This window comes from Novosphingobium sp. ZW T3_23 (assembly GCF_044987305.1).
Classification (GTDB): Bacteria; Pseudomonadota; Alphaproteobacteria; order Sphingomonadales; family Sphingomonadaceae; genus Novosphingobium.
In genome coordinates, this window is sequence record NZ_JBJDRF010000001.1 from 204,173 (window position 1) to 222,666 (window position 18,494).

Here is an 18,494-nt window from a genome sequence, read left to right on the forward strand (position 1 = left end):
GGCGGTGAGGTCTTTTTTTCGAACTGGCTTGAGTCCCGATCGAACGGGCGCGGCCCCGGAGGATGTCATGAATGCAATCGCCCCGGTGCGACGGGGATCGCGAGCGGTTCGTCCGCGCGGTCGCTCGTGCGTCGATGGATCGCGTCCCGTCGCGGCAACTCTGGCCCTGTTCGCGCTGGCAACCGCTTCCCCGGTACTAGCGCAGACGGCCCCGGAAAAATTGCCGCAGGAGGCCGACAGCGGTGCAGCGGTGGAAGCTCCTCCCGCACCGGAACCGACGCAGGAGGCGCGCAAGGGTGGGCTGAAGCTGGGCGGTGCCATTCGTGGACGCTATGACTTGCGCTTCAACAGCGCCGCTGCGGACGGCAGCCGCCGAACCTCCAGCAACCTGTCCTTCGACACCCTGATCCTGAAGGCCGACTACGATTCCGAGACGTTCTACGGCGCAGCGCAGTACCGGTTCTATGGCGGCAGCTTCCTATACGGAAAAGCCTCGGGCTATGACAACTATCCCGGAGAGATCAGTTTCCCGGTCTATGCCTATGCCGGCGCCCGACTGTCGAAGCATGACAAGGTTGCGGTCGGCATCCAGCCGGTTCCGTTCGATGACCAGTTCTGGGGCTCCGGCTTCCTCAACTCGATGGGCTTCGTGATCGGTTTGGAAGAAGTCTACAACGCCGGCATCACTTATGCGCATGAGGAAGACGCCTACAGGATCGAGGCCGGCTTCTTCCCCACCACCGCGCCCAACGCCTTTGGCCTCAGCGAAGACTCGGCCCGCTATTCGGTCAATATCGTCAAGGGCGAACGCTCGAACCCGGCCTCTTCCCGCAATGCCGAACGCAACATGCTGATCGGGCGCGCGCAGTATCGCCTCGCTGCTTCCGCCAGCGGTGAACTGTCCGTTTCGGGATCGGCCTGGCTTTCGACGGTTCACAACTTCGACACCGACCGGGACGGCTGGCGCCGCGCTTTCGCGGTGAGTGTGAAGGGCACGCAAGGCCCGTGGCATGCCAAGCTGCTGGCCGCGCGGCAGGACATGTCGCTGCGCAATCCGGGCAGCGAGCAGACCGTTACGGTCGGCAACTACGACGCGCCCTTCAACATCGCTGCCGACGGCACCCTGCTGTTCGGAGAAATCGGCCGCAAGATCGAGACCGGGACGTTTCCCTTCTCGCTCCAGGTCTTCGCCAACTACGCCTACTTCGCCAAGAGCGCAGACGGCTTCAAGGACACCCAGCGGCTCAATCTTGGCACCTACTGGACCGACAAGAAGACCGGGCGAATTCGGATCTGGTCCGAGTTTCTGCTGGGCCGGAACGATCCATTCGTGGGCGCGGGCCAATACGGCGCCGGCGCCGCGCAAGGCGGCGACGACCGCCTCAAGGCTTCTTTCCTCACCGTCTTCGGGTACTATTTCTGACAGGAAAAGGATTTTCGTCATGAGTGAAGATGACATCTTCGAGGAGTTCGCCCGCGACGGCGTCGTGCTCGAAAAGCTGGAACATGCGGCCGTCTACACGGTCGAGGAAAGCGCCGCCATCCATGAGGCGCTTCCGGCCGCCCATACCAAGAACCTTTTCCTCAAGGACAAGCAGGGCGGGTTCTGGCTGGTGACCCTGCCCAGCGAGCGGCGTGCCGATCTCAAGGCTTTCGCGGCGCGGCTGGGTGCCGGCAAGTTCTCCTTCGGCAAGCCCGAGGATATGGAGCGCCTGCTGCGGGTAAGCCCCGGCGCGGTGACGCCTTTGGCGGCGGCCAACGCGGCGGGCGAGGTGAACGTGGTGTTCGACGCCGCCTTCCGCGAGGCGGAGCGCATCGCCGTTCACCCGCTCCGCAACACGGCGACGATCGCGCTACCCTTCGCCGCGCTGGAATCCTGGCTGTCCGGCAAGGGCGTCGCCACCCAGGTCGTCGTTCTGCCCTGAGAAAACGGGCCTTAAGAAGCGGTCCCTGAGACCCCGATCATGATAACGCCGAACCCGGCGGCACTCGCGAGAGAGAAGCACCATGTATTCACCCCACTCACCGCTCTTGATCGTCAGCGTGATCGGGGGTGCGACGATCCCGATCGCCGCCGCGCTCGATCTTAGCGGCAACGAGCAGGGCATGGTCGCGGCCATGGAACTGCTCGGCGCGCGGATAGGTCAAGGCGAACCGGAGGGAGAGGGCGACAGCAAGGTATTCAGGCGCTCCAGGGATGCAAGCATCATGGCCTGCTCCCATGTTTCCAGGCCCGCGAAGGCCTGGCTGAACCTCATCTGCAAAGGGAAGGGCGAGGCCCTGAGCTTTTCCCGGCCCAATTCAGTAACTTGCAGCATAACCTGACGCTTGTCCGATTGGCTGCGGGTGCGCGTTACCAGGTTCGCGGAGACGAGCCTGTCGGTGATGTTCGTGATGGTGGCCTGGCTGAACTTCAAGGTTTGCGCAACCGCGCTTGGCGTGATGCTCGCGTGCTCCGCGACCTGCCTCAGCACCAGCGCCTGCGATGGGGTCAATCCCGTCGATGCGGCCATTTTCCTGTTTTCGAGTTCGGCAGCATCGAGAATTTTTCGCAAGGCTAGAAGAGCTGCCGAAGTGAGGTCGAGTTCCATCCCGAACAGCTAGCTTTCCTGCGGGTTTGCGCCAAGTCGGAAGTTGCTTAGATTATCGAACTAAATTCGACATCAAGCCTGCCTAAGTGGAACATTTTCCGGGCGGGACTGTTGCGCAACAACTGAGAATGGTTATGGTTACGGCCACGCACCGAGTTTGATGGACAAAAGCCAAGCACGTCTACGTGCTTCGGAGGGTGAAGTAATTTTTGATGACAATGTGAATGCAACGCGCTCGGGGAGTGATCCCGCGAGCCCTGTCCGCGCGGCTGCGGACCAGGGAATAGTCCTGCGCCGCCCTGATGCCGAGGACGGTCCCGCTGTCTCGGCGCTGATCGCTTCGTGTCCCCCACTCGATGGCAACTCAGCCTATTGCAACCTGCTTCAGTGCAGCGATTTCGCGGAAACCTGCGTAGTCGCGGAACGGGCGGGCCGGATGGTAGGCTGGATTTCCGGCTACCGACCGCCGTCCAACCCGGAGCGCCTGTTCGTCTGGCAAGTCGCCGTGAGCGACGCGGCGCGCGGCGAGGGCCTCGGCAGCCGCATGCTCGACGAACTCGTGGCCCGCCCTGCGGCCTGCGATGCGCGGGAACTCACCACCACGATCACGGAAACGAACGACGCATCCTGGGCGCTGTTCGAAGCTTTCGCCAGGCGCCACGGCGCCGCGCTGACCCGGTCGCCGCGCTTCGAACGCGCGGCCCACTTCGCCGGAGCGCACGATACCGAATGGCAGGCATGCATCACGCTGCGGCCGTTCGACCACTCCAACTGAACAGGGGCTTCTCCACATGACGATGTTTCCCAAGCCGAGCGCCGAGGCGCCCGACACGGCCATTTACGACCGCCGCGAATCTCAGGTTCGCACCTATTCCCGCTCCATGCCCCGCCAGTTCGACCGCGCCGAGGGCGTGTGGCTGCACGACAGCGAGGGTGGACGCTATCTCGATTTCCTGTCCGGCTGTTCGTCGCTCAACTACGGGCACAACCATCCGGTACTGAAGCGGGCGCTGATCGACTATATCGCCCGTGACGGCGTCACGCATGCGCTCGATCTCCATACCGAAGCCAAGAGCCAGTTCCTGCGCGCGTTCGAGGACGTGATCCTGGAGCCGCGCGGGCTGGACTATCGTGCGATGTTTACGGGCCCCACCGGCACCAATGCGGTGGAAGCGGCCATCAAGCTGGCGCGCAAGGTGACCGGGCGCGAGATGGTGATCGCCTTCACCAACGGCTTCCACGGCATGACGCTCGGCGCGCTGGCCTGCACCGGCAATGCCGGGAAACGCAGCGGCGCGGGCGTGCCGCTCAGCCATGTCAGCCACGAGCCCTATGACGGCTATTACGGTCCGGACGTCGATACCGCCGAACTGCTGGAGCAGCGGCTTTCCGATCCGTCGAGCGGGCTGGATGCCCCGGCCGCCTTCCTTGTCGAGACGGTGCAGGGCGAAGGCGGCCTCAATGCCGCGTCGCCCGAATGGCTGCGCCGCATCGCCGCGATCGCCAGGAAGCACGGCGCGCTGCTGATCGTCGACGATATCCAGGCGGGCTGCGGGCGTACCGGCGACTTCTTCAGTTTCGACGGCCTGGGCTTCACGCCCGATATCGTCACGCTCGCCAAGTCGCTTTCCGGCATGGGGCTGCCCTTCGCGCTGACCCTGATCCGGCCCGAACTGGACCAGTGGTCGCCGGGCGAGCACAACGGCACGTTCCGGGGCAACAATCATGCCTTCGTGACGGCCACCGCCACCCTGCGCGAGTTCTGGGCCGACCCTTCGTTCACCGACGACATCGCCCGGCGTGGCGGCCTGCTGGAGCGACGCCTCGAAGCGATGGCGGCGCGGCATGGGCTGTCGACGCGCGGGCGGGGCATGATGCGCGGGATCGACGTAGGAAGCGGAGACATCGCCGCGACCATCACCGCCGCTTGCTTCGCGCAGGGTCTGATCATCGAAACCAGCGGCGCGCATGACGAGATCGTCAAGGTGCTGGCGCCGCTCGTGATCGAAGATGCCGTGCTCGATGCAGGGCTCGATATCCTGGAAGAAGCCGTGGCCGAGGCGCTTCCCGCGCTGCCCGCGAACCGCAAGCTCGGCGTCGCCGCCTGAGCCTGATCCCAGCATAAAGGAATACAATCATGATCGTTCGTAATCTCGAAGATATCCGCAAGTCAGACCGTCACGTCGAAGGCAAGGGCTGGGTCAGCGACCGCCTGCTGCTCAAGGACGACGACATGGGCTTCTCGTTCCACGTCACCACGATGTTCGCGGGCGAGGAACTGCACATGCATTACCAGAACCATTTGGAGGCCGTGCTCGTGCTTCAGGGCAGCGGCACGATCGAGGATCTGGGCACCGGCAAGACGCACGATCTGAAGCCCGGCGTAATGTATGCCCTCAACGCCCATGATCGGCACATCGTTCGCCCGGTGGAGGATATCCTCTGCGCCTGCACCTTCAATCCGCCCGTCACCGGCCGCGAGGTCCATGACGAAAACGGCGCCTATCCGGCCCTTGCGGACTGAAGGAGGGACAGGAAAACGATGCAGGATCTCTATCCCACCCGATGCGAAAGCGAACCCAGGCTTCAGCCGCGCGACGAACCCGTTGCGCGCAAGGCCTGGCATGCCGCCGCGCCGCTGACCGCAAGCGAGGTCGAGCAATTCGACCGGGACGGTTATCTCGTCCTCGAAAACGTCTTCTCGGCACAGGAAGTGGCCGCGCTCCAGGCTGAAACCGGGCGTCTGCTGGCCGATCCCGCCGGTCTCAAGGATGAGACGGTGATCGCCGAGCCCGGCAGCCGCGAAGTGCGTTCGATCTTCGAAATTCACGCGCAGAGCGAGGTCATGGCGCGGTTGGCGGCGGACAGGCGCCTCGCGGATGTCGCGCGGTTCCTGCTGGATGACGAGGTCTATCTTCACCAGAGCCGCCTCAACTACAAGCCGGGCTTCGCGGGCAAGGAATTCTACTGGCATTCCGATTTCGAGACCTGGCACGCCGAGGACGGAATGCCGGCCATGCGGGCGCTGTCGATGTCGGTCCTCCTCGCCGAGAACACCCCGAACAACGGGCCGCTCATGGTGATTCCGGGCTCTCAGGCCACGTTCGTTTCGTGCGTGGGCGAGACGCCGGACGACCACTATCGCCAGTCGCTGCGCCGTCAGGAATATGGCGTTCCCGATGAGATGAGCCTTGCCGAGCTGGCCCATCGCCACGGCATCGTCGCGCCGGTAGGCAAGCCGGGCACGGTGGTCCTGTTCGACTGCAACGTCATGCACGGGTCGAACGGCAACATCACGCCGTTCCCGCGCGCCAATGCCTTCCTGGTCTACAATGCCGTCAGCAACCGGCTGGGGGCGCCTTACGCGGCGCCTTCGCCGCGCCCGGAATTCATCGCCTCGCGCGATTTCCAGCCCGTCGTTCCGGTTTCCGGCGCGATCGAGGGGCTGGTGGAAGGAGTGCCGGCATGACGGGAACGCACTGCGTCGAAAAGATCGGCGGCACATCCATGGCCGCGACGTCGACCGTCTTCGAGAACGTGCTGATCGCCGGGCGCGAGGGCGCGGATCTCTACAACCGGATCTTCGTCGTCTCCGCCTATGCCGGGATGACGGACCTGCTGCTGGAACGCAAGAAGGACGGGGCGCCGGGCGTCCACGGCCATTTCGTACGCAACGAGACGCCGGGGGCGTGGCGCACGGCGCTGACGGACGTGCTCGGCGCGATGTGGGCGCGCAATGCCGAAATCTTCGCGCGGCCCGAAAGCCGGGAGGAGGCGGATCGCTTCGTCGCGGGCCGGGTCGCCGCTCTCGAAGCCTGCCTCGACGATCTCGACCGGTTGCGCGGCCACGGCCACTTCTGCCTGACCGAGCAGGTGAGCACCTTGCGCGAGATGCTGGCCGGTCTGGGGGAGGCCCATGCCGCCCACTCCACCGCGCTGCTGCTGCGGGATCGCGGCGTCAATGCCGTCTTCGTGGACCTTTCGGTCTGGAACCATGACGACCTCGTGGGGCTGGACGAACGCATCCGCACGGCCTTCGCATCGATAGACCTTTCGCGCGAGATGCCGATCGTCACCGGCTATGCGGGCTGCGAAGGCGGCATGGTGCGCCGCTATGCCCGCGGCTATTCCGAGATGACGTTCTCGCGCATCGCCGTCGTCACCGGCGCGCGCGAAGCGATCATCCATAAGGAGTTCCACCTCTCAAGCGCCGATCCGCGCCTGGTGGGTGAAGACCGCGCGCGCAAGATCGGCAGCACCAACTACGACGTGGCCGATCAGCTCGCCAATCTCGGCATGGAGGCCATCCATCCCCGCGCCGGCCGGGGCCTGCGCCAATCGGGCATTCCGCTGCGCGTTCGCAACACGTTCGAGCGGCACGACGAAGGCACCCTGATCGAGGGCGACTACGTTTCGAAAGCCCCGCGCGTGGAGATCGTTACCGGCCTCGCCTCGGTCCAGGCGCTCCAGTTCTTCGAGCAGGACATGGTCGGCGAGAAGGGCTACGACGCGGCCATTCTGGAAACGCTTACCCGCCACGGCGCGTGGATCGTCAGCAAGAGCTCCAACGCCAATACCATCACCCATTACCTCAGCGGCACCGGCAACGAGCGGGCGGCGCAGATCGTCGACGACTTGCGCGGGCAATGGCCGGGTTCGGTGGTGACGGCGCAGGAATTCGCGATGGTTTCGGTGATCGGCAGCGATCTGTCCGAACCGGGGCTGGTGAGCCGCGCACTCGCGGCGCTGGCCAAGGCCGACATCGACCTCGTGGCGCTTCAGCACCAGATTCGCAACGTGGACGTGCAGTTCATCGTCGCGGCAAAGGACTTCGAGGGCGCCGTCCGCGCGCTGCACGCCGCTCTCGTCGAAACCGGCGGCGCCACGGCGCGCGCCGCCGCCTGACCGGAAAGGCCCCTTCCGCCGCCATCGGCGGGGGGAGCCACGCACTCATGCTCAAAGCCATCCTTCCCGTCCGCAGCCTGCTGGCCGCCATCTTTCTGCTGATGGCGGGCGGCGGTTTCCTGAACACGCTGGTCGCGCTGCGGCTGGAGCGGGCGGGAAGTGGCGCCTTGACCATCGGCCTGGTGGGGACCGCCTATTTCGCCGGGCTCACGCTGGGATCGATCCGCGTTCCGGCGCTGGTTGGCCGCATCGGCCATATCCGCGCCTTCGCCGCTTTCGTAACGCTTCTGAGCGCGGATACGCTGGCCTACGCGCTTTACACGCAGGCCACGTTCTGGGGCGCGCTGCGCTTCATCGACGGGTTATGCCTCGCCGGAATCTACGTCTGCGTGGAAAGCTGGCTGAACGAGCGCGCCGAACGCGAACAGCGCGGCATGGTGCTGGCCGGCTATATGATCGCGCTCTACGGCGGACAGGCGGCCGGCCAGTTCCTCGTCCGCCTTGACGCCGCCGGAGCGGCCGTGCCGCTGCTGGTCGGTTCGATCCTGGTCTCGCTGGCGGCAATCCCGGTCCTGCTGACCCGTATTGCCGCCCCGGACGCCGGCGATTTCGCGCCGCTGCCGTTTCGCGAACTCTATCGCACATCGCCTCTCGGCATGGTCGGCGCGGGGCTGACCGGCATGATGCTCGGCGCCTTCTACGCGCTGGGCGCGGTCTTCGCGCGCCGCTTCGGCATGGACCTTTCGCAGACTACCCTGTTCATGAGCGTCGTGATCCTGGGCGGGGTGGTGCTGCAATGGCCGCTCGGTTGGCTGTCGGACCGGATCGATCGCCGCAAGGTGATCGTGCTCTGTTTCGCCGGAACGCTGGCAGCCGCCCTGACGATTGCGCTCGCCGCGCGTTCCGGGCCGCTGCTGCTGGGCCTGGGGGCCGTGTTCGGGGGGCTGAGCTTCGCGCTCTATCCCTTGTGCGTGGCCCATACCAACGACCATCTCCTGCCGGAAAAACGCGTGGCGGCGAGTGGCGGCATGGTGCTCGTCTACTCGCTGGGCGCGGCGCTGGGGCCGGCGACCGGTTCGCTGGCCGTGGCGCTGGCGGGCGCTTCCGGGCTGTTCCTGTTCATCGCGGCCTGCGCCAGCGCCGCGCTTTCGTTCGCGTTGCTCCGGCAAGTGAATTCCGATCCGGTGCCGGAGCATCTCCAGGAAAGCTACGTGGGCCTGCCGCGCACGTCACCGCTGGCCGCCTCGCTCGATCCGCTCGCTGCGGAGAGTGTGGAAGAGCCCGAGAAAACAGGGAGCCATCGTTGAAACCGTTCGCCAGCAGCCCGCCTGCTCACGCTATCGACACGCCGCCGCCAGACTTGCGCAGGGCCATCGTCGCTTCCGCCATCGGCAACGCCACCGAGTGGTTCGACTACGGCATCTACGCCTATGGCGTGAGCTACATCTCGGCCGCGCTGTTCCCCGGCGAGACGGCGGAGGCGACGCTCTTCGCGCTCGCGACGTTCGCGATCTCGTTCCTGGTGCGCCCCCTGGGCGGCCTGTTCTGGGGACCGCTGGGGGACCGCTATGGCCGCAAGGCCGTGCTGGGGCTGACGATCCTGCTCATGGCCGGCGCGACCGTGGGCGTCGGGCTCATTCCCTCCTATGCCCTGATCGGCGGCTGGGCACCGGCGCTGCTGGTCGTGCTGCGCATGGTGCAGGGCTTCTCGACCGGCGGCGAATATGGCGGCGCGGCGATCTTCATGGCGGAATATGCGCCGGATGCGAAGCGTGGCTTCTACGGCAGTTTCCTCGAAGTCGGCACGCTGGCGGGATTCTGCGGCGGCGCCCTGCTGATGCTGGGTTTCTCGCTAGCGCTGGGCGATGCCGCCATGCGCGATTGGGCCTGGCGCCTGCCGTTTCTTCTGGCCGGTCCGCTGGGACTTGTCGGCATCTACCTACGCTCGCGCATGGAGGAGACGCCGCTGTTTCAGGAGGCGGAAGCGCAGCGCGACGAGGCAACCGGCAAAGCGCCGGGCCTGCGCCATCTGCTGTCCCATTATCGCCGCCCGCTTCTGGCGATGAGCGGCCTCGTCGTCGCGCTCAACGTCGTCAACTATACGCTGCTCAGCTACATGCCGACTTATCTGCAGCGCCGTATCGGGCTTGATACCGACGCGGCGCTGATGGTGCCGATCGCGGGCATGCTGTTCATGATGCTGCTGCTGCCGTTCCTCGGCGCCCTGTCCGACCGGGTCGGCCGCAAGCCCTTGTGGCGGGCCTCGCTGCTGGGCCTCGTGCTGCTGGTGATCCCCCTCTATCATCTCATGAGCCTGGGCCCGATACAGGCGGCGATCGGCTATGTCCTGCTCAGCCTGCTCTATGCGCCGCAGCTTGCCACGATTTCGGCAACGTTCCCGGCATTTTTCCCCACGCCGGTGCGGTTTGCGGGCTTTGCCCTGGCCTACAACCTGTCTACGTCGCTGTTCGGAGGAACGGCACCTGCGGTCAATGCCTGGCTCATCGACATGACCGGCAATCCGCTCGTGCCCGCCTACGTCATGATCGCGGCCTGTCTCTGCGGCCTGCTCGCTCTGGACTTCACTGCCGAGAGCGCCGGCAAGCCGCTGCCCCGGACCTGAACGTCGCCGCACAATCCCGCTTGAGGAACCGCCTTGCCTACCGAGAATACCCGATCGACACTGAGCTTCTCCGGCCTCGACCTGCCGTGGGGAAGCGAGCCCTGGATGCAGACGGGGCTTGCCCTGCTGGCGCTGGCGCTCGCCGCAAGTCTGGCCAACTGGGTCGCCAAGCGGATCGTGCTCAAGGGCGTGCTGCGCATGCTGGGCCGGACTCCTTTCGAAGCCGAGGCCCGTCATGTCGGCGCGATCGTCGCGCGCCTCTCGAACATTCTGCCCACCGTGATCGTGCAGGCGGGGATCGCGGCAGTGCCGGGGCTTCCCGCGAATTTCGTCGCCTTCGTGCACAGCCTCTGCGCGGTCATCATCATCCTGACCCTGACGCTGGCACTGACGGCGACTTTGACGCTGGGCAACGAACTATACCAGCGCCGTCCCGATGCGCGGAACCGCCCCATCAAGGGCTATGTCCAGGTCGCCAACCTGCTGGTCTATGCCGCCGCCGCGATCCTGGTGCTGGCCGCGCTGATGAACCAGTCGCCGCTGCTCCTGCTTTCCGGGCTGGGCGCCATGGCCGCCGTGCTGATGCTGGTGTTCAAGGACACGATCCTCTCGCTCGTCGCCTCGGTCCAGATCGGATCGAACGACATGGTCCGGGTGGGAGACTGGATCGAGATGCCCAAGCTCGATGCCAATGGCGATGTCATCGATATCGCCCTGCACACGGTCAAGGTCCAGAATTTCGACAAGACGATCACCACCATTCCCACCTATCGCCTGATCACCGAGAGCTTCCGCAACTGGCGGGGCATGTCGGAATCCGGCGGCCGCCGGGTCATGCGCGCGCTGATGATCGACCAGAACTCGATCGGCTTCCTCAATGAGAAGGAGCTTGCGAAGTTCGCGCGATTCAGCGTCCTGCGCGGTTATCTTCAGGAGCGGCAGGAGCAGGTCTGCACATGGAACGAGGCCCATGCGCCGGAGGAAATCCTCGACGCCCGCCGCCTGACCAATCTCGGCACGTTCCGGGCCTATGTCCTGGCCTATCTGCAATCGCGGCCCGATATCGCCGACGACAAGACGCTGCTGGTGCGCCAGCTTGCTCCCAGCGAGAACGGCATGCCGCTCGAAATCTATGCTTTCGCGAAGACGACCGTCTGGGCGCAGTACGAGAATATCCAGGCCGACATTTTCGATCATCTCCTTGCGATCATGCCGGAGTTCGGGCTGCGGGTGTTCCAGCGACCCACGGGATCGGATTTTGCCTTCCTCACCCAAGAGCGTAGATATGCTGCCGAAAGGGATTTGCGCGCGCCCGCTTCCCTGTCCTCTCAGCGGAACCTGTGATCCATGTCTGTTCGCTTATCTCACGTTCTAACGGGCCTTGCGGCGTCCATTAGCCTGGCTGTGCCTTTCCCGGCGACCGCGCAGGTGCGATCCGGTTCGGTGGATCAGTCGACGTACGTCGATACGGTGGAACTCGCGAAGAAATCCGGTCTGGTGATCCTGGCCAGGGTCATGAAAATGGAACCCGTGGACACCGCGACTTCGGGCTCGCTTTTACCGGCCCATCGGCGATATTATGCGGAGGCCAGCACGCGCGCATTGCTTTACGGGAAAAGCGGGATTGGCGGATCGCTGCGCTATCTGGTGGATCTCCCCGCGACTGGGGAACAGAGCGCGGCGGAACTGAGGGGCAAGGACGTTTTCCTGTTCGCTTCGCCCGTGCCCGGCCATCCCCGGCAGATCAAGCTGGTCGAGCCTACCGCGCAGCAGCTATGGTCGCCCGAACGCGAAAGCAGGATACGCTCCGTGCTTCGGGCGCTCGTCTCCGCCAAGACATCGGCGCCGGTCACGCGCGTCAGGGAACTCGCCTTCGTGCAGGGCAATCTTGCCGGGCAGGGGCTGACCCAGATTTTTCTCGATACGAAAAAGGGCCCGGCCACGATCGCCGTCCGCCACCAGCCGGGCCGCGCGGAGAGCTGGGGCGTGTCGTTTTCGGCAGTGGCGGCGGGCGCGTCGATGCCGCCGGGAAAGGAGACGCTGGAATGGTACAATCTTGCCTGCTTCCTTCCGCCGTCACCGCCTCAGAGCGCCTATGTCTCGGGAAGCTTTGCGGCCAAGCAGCAAGCCTATGCGGATTACCGCATGGTGATCGAAGCGCTGGGACCATGCGACCGAAGCTGAGGCGGTAGGGTCGGACGATGGCAGGCAAGGCGCTTACTGTCGCTCCCCTCTGGACCACTTCGCTCCCTAGGCTTCCCACCACTGGCTGCATCAACGTTTTGGAGCGAAAAAGCCGTCCGCGAGAGACCTATCTCCCACAAGGGTGGAACAGTACGCGGTCTGGTGCGATTGCGCAGTGTCGACAAATATAGGTCAGTACCGCGCCATGATCGAAAGCCGAATGAACAAGCGCGTTTTCTGGGGCGCCTCCGGTATTATCGCGATCATGCTCTCGACGGCGCTCCTTGCGCCGGGAGCTTCGGATCTCGTATTCAAGGCCGCGCAAAGCTGGGCGATCGATACGTTCGGTTGGCTCTACATTGCAGCCGTCGTTGTCTTTCTCGTTGTCGTTCTGGCGCTCGGCTTCGGTCCTGCAGGTAGACTGCGGCTTGGCCCTGACGATGCCGAACCCGACTTTCCTTATGTATCTTGGCTCGCGATGCTGTTTGCCGCCGGTATGGGCATCGGTCTCATGTATTTTGCGGTCGCAGAGCCCATTCAGCATTACAGCGCCCCGCCTGAAGCGATGCCCGGCACCATCGATGCAGCCCGGGAAGCGATGGCCATCACTTTCCATCACTACGGCGTGCATGCCTGGGCGATCTACGCGCTCGTCGGCCTGAGCCTGGCATATTTCACGTATCGCAAGGGGCTTCCGCTGACGCTGCGTTCAGGGCTCTTCCCCATTCTTGGCAAGCGGATACGTGGCCCCATCGGCGACGCTATCGATATCTTCGCCGTCTGCGGAACCGTCTTCGGCGTATCCACATCCCTGGGCTTCGGCGTTTCGCAGATGACCGCAGGCCTCGCCTACAACTACGGGATCGCGGATACGGTAACGACGAAGGTCATCGTAATCGTGCTCGTCATGGGCGCGGCCACTTTGTCCATGCTGAGTGGGGCCGAGAAGGGCGTTCGTCGCCTTTCCGAGCTTAACCTCGTGCTTGCCATCCTCCTCATGCTTTTCGTACTGGCATCCGGCCCGACCCTGTTCCTGCTGCGGGCACTCGTGCAGAATTTCGGCCTGTATCTCGATCACTGCTTCGAGCGCAGCTTCAAGCTATACGCGTATGAGCCGAGGGCATGGATGGCGGATTGGACGCTGTTCTATTGGGCCTGGTGGATCGCCTGGTCACCCTTCGTCGGCATGTTCATCGCCCGCATTTCCCGAGGACGCACGATCCGCGAATTCGTGATCGGCGTTCTGTTCGTACCCACCGGATTCACATTCCTCTGGATGACCGTGTTCGGCAACACCGCGATCTACCTCGATCTGGGACCGGCGGGCGGCGCGATCGCGGATGCCGTGCAAGCCAACCTCTCGACAGCCCTGTTCAAGTTTCTGGAGTACCTGCCCGGCGCGGCTTTCACCTCGACTCTCGCAGTGGTGCTGGTGGCGGTGTTCTTCATCACCTCAGCCGATTCCGGTGCCCTGGTCATCGACACGCTGGCCTCGGGCGGTGAAGAAGATACGCCGCGCTGGCAGCGGGTATATTGGTGCGTGCTGCTGGGACTTACGGCAACGCTGCTTCTGATGGCGGGCGGTCTTGGCGCGCTTCAGACCGCTACGCTGCTGGCTGCCCTGCCGTTTTGCTTTGTAATGCTCATGCTGGCGTTCGGACTTGTCCGGCAAACAAGGGCCGATCTGGAAGGCATCACTATCTCCGAAGAACCCGTGAACATCAGCGAGCGCCTGAAGCGCCTGTTCGTACCGGCAAGCAAATCGCAGATTGCCCAACAGCTCGCCGAAAAGGGCGTTCCCGCCCTGCGCCGGGTCTGCGACGCCATGTTGGCGGAAGGCTGGGCGGATAGTCATCTCGACACGCGAGACAGCGGCGCCACGCTGACGATCAACTTCGGTTCCGGCAGCATATTCGCTTACGAACTGGCTGCCAAACCGCGGCCTTTGCCTGCCTACACCGCTCTGGAAGCCTCGGAACGTCGCCGAAGCCTAACCTGGAAACTGGCTGGCAACGTGCGGGGCGAGAGGCAGCGCGATCTGACCGACCTCTCCGAGGACCAGATCGCCAACGATGTCCTCACCCAACTGGAGAGATGGCGTCCGGCCCCAATGCAAACGCCAATGGAAAAACCCCATGTGTGAAGGGCAGGAGCGGTCACTGACGGGGCGTCGGCTATCAATTCCAACCTCGGTCGCTATCCGTGGTCAGCGCCGCCGCATCAGCGGGCGGTTCACGCCCACCACGAGGATGATCAGCGACACGCCGAGGATTCCCGCGCTCGCGACAGGGAACGATCCTGCTCCGGAGCGATCCAGCAGGAAGCCCCCTGCGACCCCGCCCAGCGCCACGGCGCTGTTCCATGCCGTGGTGCACATCGACTGGGCGACGTCCATGGAATCAGGTGCCAGCCGTGCGATCGCAGTCTGGGTGACCGCGCCGAAGCCGCCGAACGAGATGCCCCATATGATGGCGGACAGATAGATCGGGAGCGTCGCCGTAGCGCCGAGCATCCACATTGCGAGCGCTGCCATGAAGAAGCCGAGCTGCACCGGCCCCATCACGGTCAGGTGTCGATCCACAAGCCCGCCGACCAGGGCGAGGCCACCGATCGATCCGATGCCGAAGAGGAGCAGCATCAGGTCGAGGCTTCCGACCTGGCCTATCGAGCGCAGGAACGGCTCCACGAAGATGTAGATGATGTTGTGGCCGATAATGTAGGTGAGGATTACCGCCGTGGTCGCGGCGACGCCGGGCCGGAGCAGGACCGCAAGCAGCTTTTCCCGCTCGCCGCCCTGCTCGCCAGGGAAGTCCGGGATGATCCGCTGGACCCAGAGCATCAGTACGAATGCCATCGCCGACACCATCCCGAACGCGCCTTGCCAATCAAGCACGCGGCCTAAAGCCGAACCCAGAGGCACGCCGACGACAAGCGCGGCTGTCGCACCCGCGCCAGAGATTGCGATAGCCCTGCCGCCCATGCCCGGCGGAGCCATGCGCACGGCGTAGCCGGCCAACATCGACCAGACCGCGCCGCCGAAGAGGCCAGCCACGAAGCGCGCTGCAAGGGTGAGATAGATGTTGCCAGACAGCGCCGTGACCAGATTGACCGCAGCGAACCCACCGAGAAGGAAAAGCAGGAGGGGCTTGCGCCGAAGGCTGCGGGTCATCGCGGTAACCGGGATCGCCGAGAGGAGCGCTCCGACCGCGAACGCCGTGATGAACTGCCCCGCCACGCTCTCCGAGACCGCCATGCCCGTCGAGATAGCGGAGAGCAGACCGGCCGGCATGATCTCGGTCAGCAGGGTGACGAAGGCAGCCATTGCCAATGCGAGCAGGCCGGCCAGCGGAAGGCGCCCGGCTTTCTCGCGGTTGGGAGGGACCGTATCCCACCCGACTTGCTCCCGACCACGTCGAACCACACCACTCACTTACGTCACCATCAATCACTTCAAAGGTCAGGCGATCGTTAGGCGGCGGGGGAGGGGATGGCCACCCCGCGCGCCTTTGGGACGAGCGAGATTTTCTATCGCGGCATGCGAGGGCTTGAATGCGGCCGGTCAGATCGGCTTTGTTGAATCGCTCGGCCTGCCGACGGTTCGTGGAACATTGGGATTGGCCGAAAGTTCTGAGAACCAAGCTGCTTCGACAATGTCGGCGCGGCCTCTGTATAAGGAGAGCACTCATGTTTCGCTGGGCAATTATTTTTGCGGTCGTCGCACTGATCGCTGCACTTCTGGGATTTGGCGGCGTTGCGGGCCTTTCCGCTGGCCTGGCAAAGATCTTCTTGCTGGTGGCGGTCGTAATCCTGGTTCTCGGCTTCTTCTTTGGCCGGGGCAGAAGGGTACCCTGAAACCTGGCGTCTCAACGCGACCTGCGTTGATATGTTCTTCAGGTCTAGATCGAGCCCTACGGCAGAAGCGTACTGGCGCTCCTGCCGTAGGCTTATCCGGTATCGCCGGGAAACCTGATGCTTTTCTAGAGTGCAGCATTCAGAGGAACAGAGTTGACCATGCTCGGAGTTACTGCCGCAGACCGGGAAGCGGCGAAGATGCTGCGTAGGGCGCTGGCCGAGGTATCCGACTTCTGGCACTGCCCTGGTGACGAGGGAGTGCTTTGCCAAATTCTTGCCGGGCATCGTATCGAGGCTGAGCACCGGCTTTACGAAAAGCTCGCCGGTTCTCTGGCTCTTCCAATGTCGGAACAGAATTCGAAACCGGCACCCGAGAAGATCGCTGCACTGTCGTAACGGAAGGGAATGGCCAGCTCAGAGGCGAAGCAGTGGCGCGCTGCGGCCAGGAGATTATGTTGCATAAATGCCACTACGACCAGTCGTTATTGATTCCGCGCAACACTCAATGAAACTCTTCGTCGGAGTGACAGTTTGACCTGCATCGGTAAGCCGATGAATGACAAGCAGGAATTTACGATGAAGAAGTTTATTGCCATCTCCGCTCTCGCCCTGGCCGCTTCGGCAGCTGCGCCCGCCATGGCACAGGACGCAAATGTACCGTTCGATGGCCCGTACGTTGCGGCAATGGCTGGTTGGGACAAGGTCCGCATCGACACGCCGATCGGTGGCGGTAGCGACGATGGCATTCTGTTCGGCGGCGTCGTCGGCTTCGACAAGAACATCAAGGGCGTCGTTCTGGGCGTCGAAGGTGAATATGCGGACTCGAACGTCAAGGAGAGCGCTGACGACGTGTTCGTCGTCGGCGATCGCGCATCGCTCAAGACTGGCCGCGATCTGTACGCTGGCGTTCGTCTCGGCGGCGAACTGGTCCCCGGCCTGCTCGTCTATGCGAAGGGCGGCTACACCAATGCCAAGGTCAAGGCGAGCTACGACGATGGCGATGTGATCGTCAGCGGCAGCGATAAGCTGGACGGTTATCGTCTGGGCGCCGGTGTCGAAACCAACGTCTCGGGCTTCCTTGCTCGCGTCGAATACCGCTACTCCGACTATGGTCACTATGAAGGCACCGGTCTCCAGCCCGATCGCCATCAAGTTGCGGCCATGCTCGGCTACCGCTTCTAAGCGATACCCTGCAACGAAGAAGGCGCCCCGGGCAAAAGCTCGGGGCGCCTTTTCTTTGCGTATACCGCGATCGGTCAAATCAGCGACAAACGCGAACCCTGCGGTGATGACGCCATTCGGTCCAGCAACGGCGGTCGTGTCCGCGATAGCGCCGGTCGCTCCAATGGCGGTGCCTGTCGTATCGGCGGTGGTCGCGCCATTCTCGATGATGATCACGGTGCTCGTAGCGATGCCGGTCACCAGGGTGAGCGTCCGCCGTTACCGCTGCACCGAGACTACCCGCCAGCATGGCAATCGTAAGTGATATCTTGAGCAAATTCATAGTCGCCTCCGTCTAGAAAGCGACCAGGTGGTTTGCAGCATGAATTCCGGATGTACGCGGCGACGAGCTGCATCGAGCGCCGGATAGACATCAGGATTCTCCGCGAGATCGTTCTGGCACAAACGTTTGCGCGGACGATCGCGCCTTTTCATGCCGTTGGCGAGAATGGCTGGGCGTGTCTCGACCGGGAGACGGGGGAGGGCAGGATTACGCCCCGCTCATTGCGTTCATAGCTTCGCTGCAACGGGCAGGCGGAATGGAGCGCCTAGGCGATTGAATGCGTTCATCGCCGCGATCGCAAGCGTCAGATCGACCAGATCCTTGGCAGCAAAGGCACCGGCGGCGGCCGCATAGGCATCGTCCGAAGCGTGGGTCGTGCTGACGTTGGTGACTTCCTCTGCCCAGGCCAGCGCCGCGCGATACTGATCGGAGAACAGGTGCGGCACCTCGGCCCAGACGGGGACCAGCGCGATCCTGTCGATAGACATCGTCTTGAGAAGATCGCGCGTGTGCATGTCGATGCAATGGGCACAGCCGTTGATCTGCGAAACACGCAGGAAGGTCAGGTGGATCAGCTCTTCGGGAAGGTCCGTGCCCTTCATCAGATAATGGTGGATCCCGAACAGAGCCTTGGCGCCTTCCGGCGCGATTTGGGACCAATTCAGTCGCTTCATTTCGGTCATGATGCTTTCCTTGTCGGCGGCACCGATCATCGGCGCTCACCGGCTTGACGAGGCAAGCCTGAGCGTCGTGACATCGGGACGCATATTTTTCGGTCCCGCTCATGTTTCATGTCACACTGGCGGCGGCCACCTCGTCATCCAGGCAGAGTTCG

The 18,494-nt window shown here is 63.8% G+C and carries 20 protein-coding genes; 16 read left to right on the forward strand and 4 right to left on the reverse strand.

What is annotated here, in order from left to right:
• The first annotated feature begins 67 nt into the window (after nt 1–67).
• A complete protein-coding gene (locus tag ACI3K3_RS00865) occupies nt 68–1,423 on the forward strand; it encodes a hypothetical protein (RefSeq protein WP_404911483.1) in 1,356 nt (451 codons plus the stop codon).
• Between the two features lie 19 nt (nt 1,424–1,442).
• Nucleotides 1,443–1,925 (forward strand): prolyl-tRNA synthetase associated domain-containing protein, encoded by a 483-nt coding sequence (locus ACI3K3_RS00870; RefSeq protein WP_404911484.1) that lies wholly within the window; start codon nt 1,443–1,445, stop codon nt 1,923–1,925.
• 97 nt (nt 1,926–2,022) lie between these two features.
• Here ACI3K3_RS00870 and ACI3K3_RS00875 read toward each other — a convergent pair whose 3' ends face one another.
• Nucleotides 2,023–2,148 carry a hypothetical protein gene (locus ACI3K3_RS00875; protein ID WP_404911485.1) on the reverse strand — a complete coding sequence of 42 codons (126 nt, stop codon included), beginning with the start codon at nt 2,146–2,148 and terminating at the stop codon, nt 2,023–2,025.
• Entirely contained in the window at nt 2,145–2,591 is a 447-nt protein-coding gene (locus ACI3K3_RS00880) for a MarR family winged helix-turn-helix transcriptional regulator (protein ID WP_404911486.1), read from the reverse strand. The genes ACI3K3_RS00875 and ACI3K3_RS00880 overlap by 4 nt, the downstream gene beginning before the upstream one ends.
• 283 nt (nt 2,592–2,874) lie before the next feature.
• Here ACI3K3_RS00880 and ectA point away from each other — a divergent pair, with 283 nt between their 5' ends.
• The 10 genes from ectA to ACI3K3_RS00930 all read left to right on the forward strand — a co-directional run bounded on the left by ectA (nt 2,875) and on the right by ACI3K3_RS00930 (nt 14,446).
• The gene (gene ectA / locus ACI3K3_RS00885) at nt 2,875–3,366 is read left to right on the forward strand and encodes a diaminobutyrate acetyltransferase (protein WP_404911558.1); all 492 of its coding nucleotides are present in this window, start codon (nt 2,875–2,877) and stop codon (nt 3,364–3,366) included.
• A 16-nt stretch (nt 3,367–3,382) separates the two neighbouring features.
• On the forward strand, nt 3,383–4,699 hold the full coding sequence (gene ectB / locus ACI3K3_RS00890; RefSeq protein ID WP_404911487.1) for a diaminobutyrate--2-oxoglutarate transaminase: 1,317 nt from the start codon (nt 3,383–3,385) through the stop codon (nt 4,697–4,699).
• 29 nt (nt 4,700–4,728) lie between these two features.
• Nucleotides 4,729–5,115, forward strand: a complete 387-nt coding sequence (locus ACI3K3_RS00895) for an ectoine synthase (RefSeq protein WP_404911488.1) — start codon at nt 4,729–4,731, stop codon at nt 5,113–5,115.
• A gap of 18 nt (nt 5,116–5,133) precedes the next feature.
• Complete coding sequence (gene thpD / locus ACI3K3_RS00900; RefSeq protein WP_404911489.1) at nt 5,134–6,060, forward strand: ectoine hydroxylase; 927 nt, start codon at nt 5,134–5,136, stop codon at nt 6,058–6,060.
• Complete coding sequence (locus ACI3K3_RS00905; protein ID WP_404911490.1) at nt 6,057–7,496, forward strand: aspartate kinase; 1,440 nt, start codon at nt 6,057–6,059, stop codon at nt 7,494–7,496. Before thpD ends, ACI3K3_RS00905 begins: the two co-directional genes overlap by 4 nt.
• A gap of 47 nt (nt 7,497–7,543) precedes the next feature.
• The gene (locus tag ACI3K3_RS00910) at nt 7,544–8,803 is read left to right on the forward strand and encodes an MFS transporter (RefSeq protein WP_404911491.1); all 1,260 of its coding nucleotides are present in this window, start codon (nt 7,544–7,546) and stop codon (nt 8,801–8,803) included.
• Nucleotides 8,800–10,119 (forward strand): MFS transporter, encoded by a 1,320-nt coding sequence (locus tag ACI3K3_RS00915; protein ID WP_404911492.1) that lies wholly within the window; start codon nt 8,800–8,802, stop codon nt 10,117–10,119. Before ACI3K3_RS00910 ends, ACI3K3_RS00915 begins: the two co-directional genes overlap by 4 nt.
• Nucleotides 10,120–10,224: 105 nt before the next feature.
• Entirely contained in the window at nt 10,225–11,463 is a 1,239-nt protein-coding gene (locus ACI3K3_RS00920; RefSeq protein ID WP_404911559.1) for a mechanosensitive ion channel family protein, read from the forward strand.
• A gap of 99 nt (nt 11,464–11,562) precedes the next feature.
• Nucleotides 11,563–12,303, forward strand: coding sequence for a hypothetical protein (locus ACI3K3_RS00925; RefSeq protein ID WP_404911493.1), 741 nt, complete (start codon nt 11,563–11,565; stop codon nt 12,301–12,303).
• Between the two features lie 142 nt (nt 12,304–12,445).
• The gene (locus tag ACI3K3_RS00930; protein WP_404911494.1) at nt 12,446–14,446 is read left to right on the forward strand and encodes a BCCT family transporter; all 2,001 of its coding nucleotides are present in this window, start codon (nt 12,446–12,448) and stop codon (nt 14,444–14,446) included.
• Nucleotides 14,447–14,509: 63 nt separating this feature from the next.
• On the opposite strand, the gene ACI3K3_RS00935 is transcribed toward ACI3K3_RS00930, so the two are convergent.
• Entirely contained in the window at nt 14,510–15,625 is a 1,116-nt protein-coding gene (locus tag ACI3K3_RS00935) for an MFS transporter (protein WP_404911495.1), read from the reverse strand.
• 362 nt (nt 15,626–15,987) lie between these two features.
• On the opposite strand from ACI3K3_RS00935, the gene ACI3K3_RS00940 reads away from it, so the two are divergent.
• The 4 genes from ACI3K3_RS00940 (at nt 15,988) to ACI3K3_RS00955 (ending at nt 17,641) form a co-directional block, all read left to right on the forward strand.
• The gene (locus tag ACI3K3_RS00940; RefSeq protein WP_404911496.1) at nt 15,988–16,155 is read left to right on the forward strand and encodes a DUF1328 domain-containing protein; all 168 of its coding nucleotides are present in this window, start codon (nt 15,988–15,990) and stop codon (nt 16,153–16,155) included.
• Nucleotides 16,156–16,308: 153 nt separating this feature from the next.
• Nucleotides 16,309–16,551 (forward strand): hypothetical protein, encoded by a 243-nt coding sequence (locus tag ACI3K3_RS00945; RefSeq protein WP_404911497.1) that lies wholly within the window; start codon nt 16,309–16,311, stop codon nt 16,549–16,551.
• A gap of 156 nt (nt 16,552–16,707) precedes the next feature.
• Nucleotides 16,708–17,337: an outer membrane protein gene (locus ACI3K3_RS00950; protein WP_404911498.1), complete on the forward strand. Its 630-nt coding sequence runs from the start codon at nt 16,708–16,710 to the stop codon at nt 17,335–17,337.
• Between the two features lie 136 nt (nt 17,338–17,473).
• Nucleotides 17,474–17,641 (forward strand): hypothetical protein, encoded by a 168-nt coding sequence (locus ACI3K3_RS00955; RefSeq protein ID WP_404911499.1) that lies wholly within the window; start codon nt 17,474–17,476, stop codon nt 17,639–17,641.
• A 245-nt stretch (nt 17,642–17,886) separates the two neighbouring features.
• Here the strand turns inward: ACI3K3_RS00955 and ACI3K3_RS00960 are convergent, their stop codons facing one another.
• Entirely contained in the window at nt 17,887–18,342 is a 456-nt protein-coding gene (locus tag ACI3K3_RS00960; RefSeq protein WP_404911500.1) for a carboxymuconolactone decarboxylase family protein, read from the reverse strand.
• Nucleotides 18,343–18,494 lie beyond the last annotated feature (152 nt).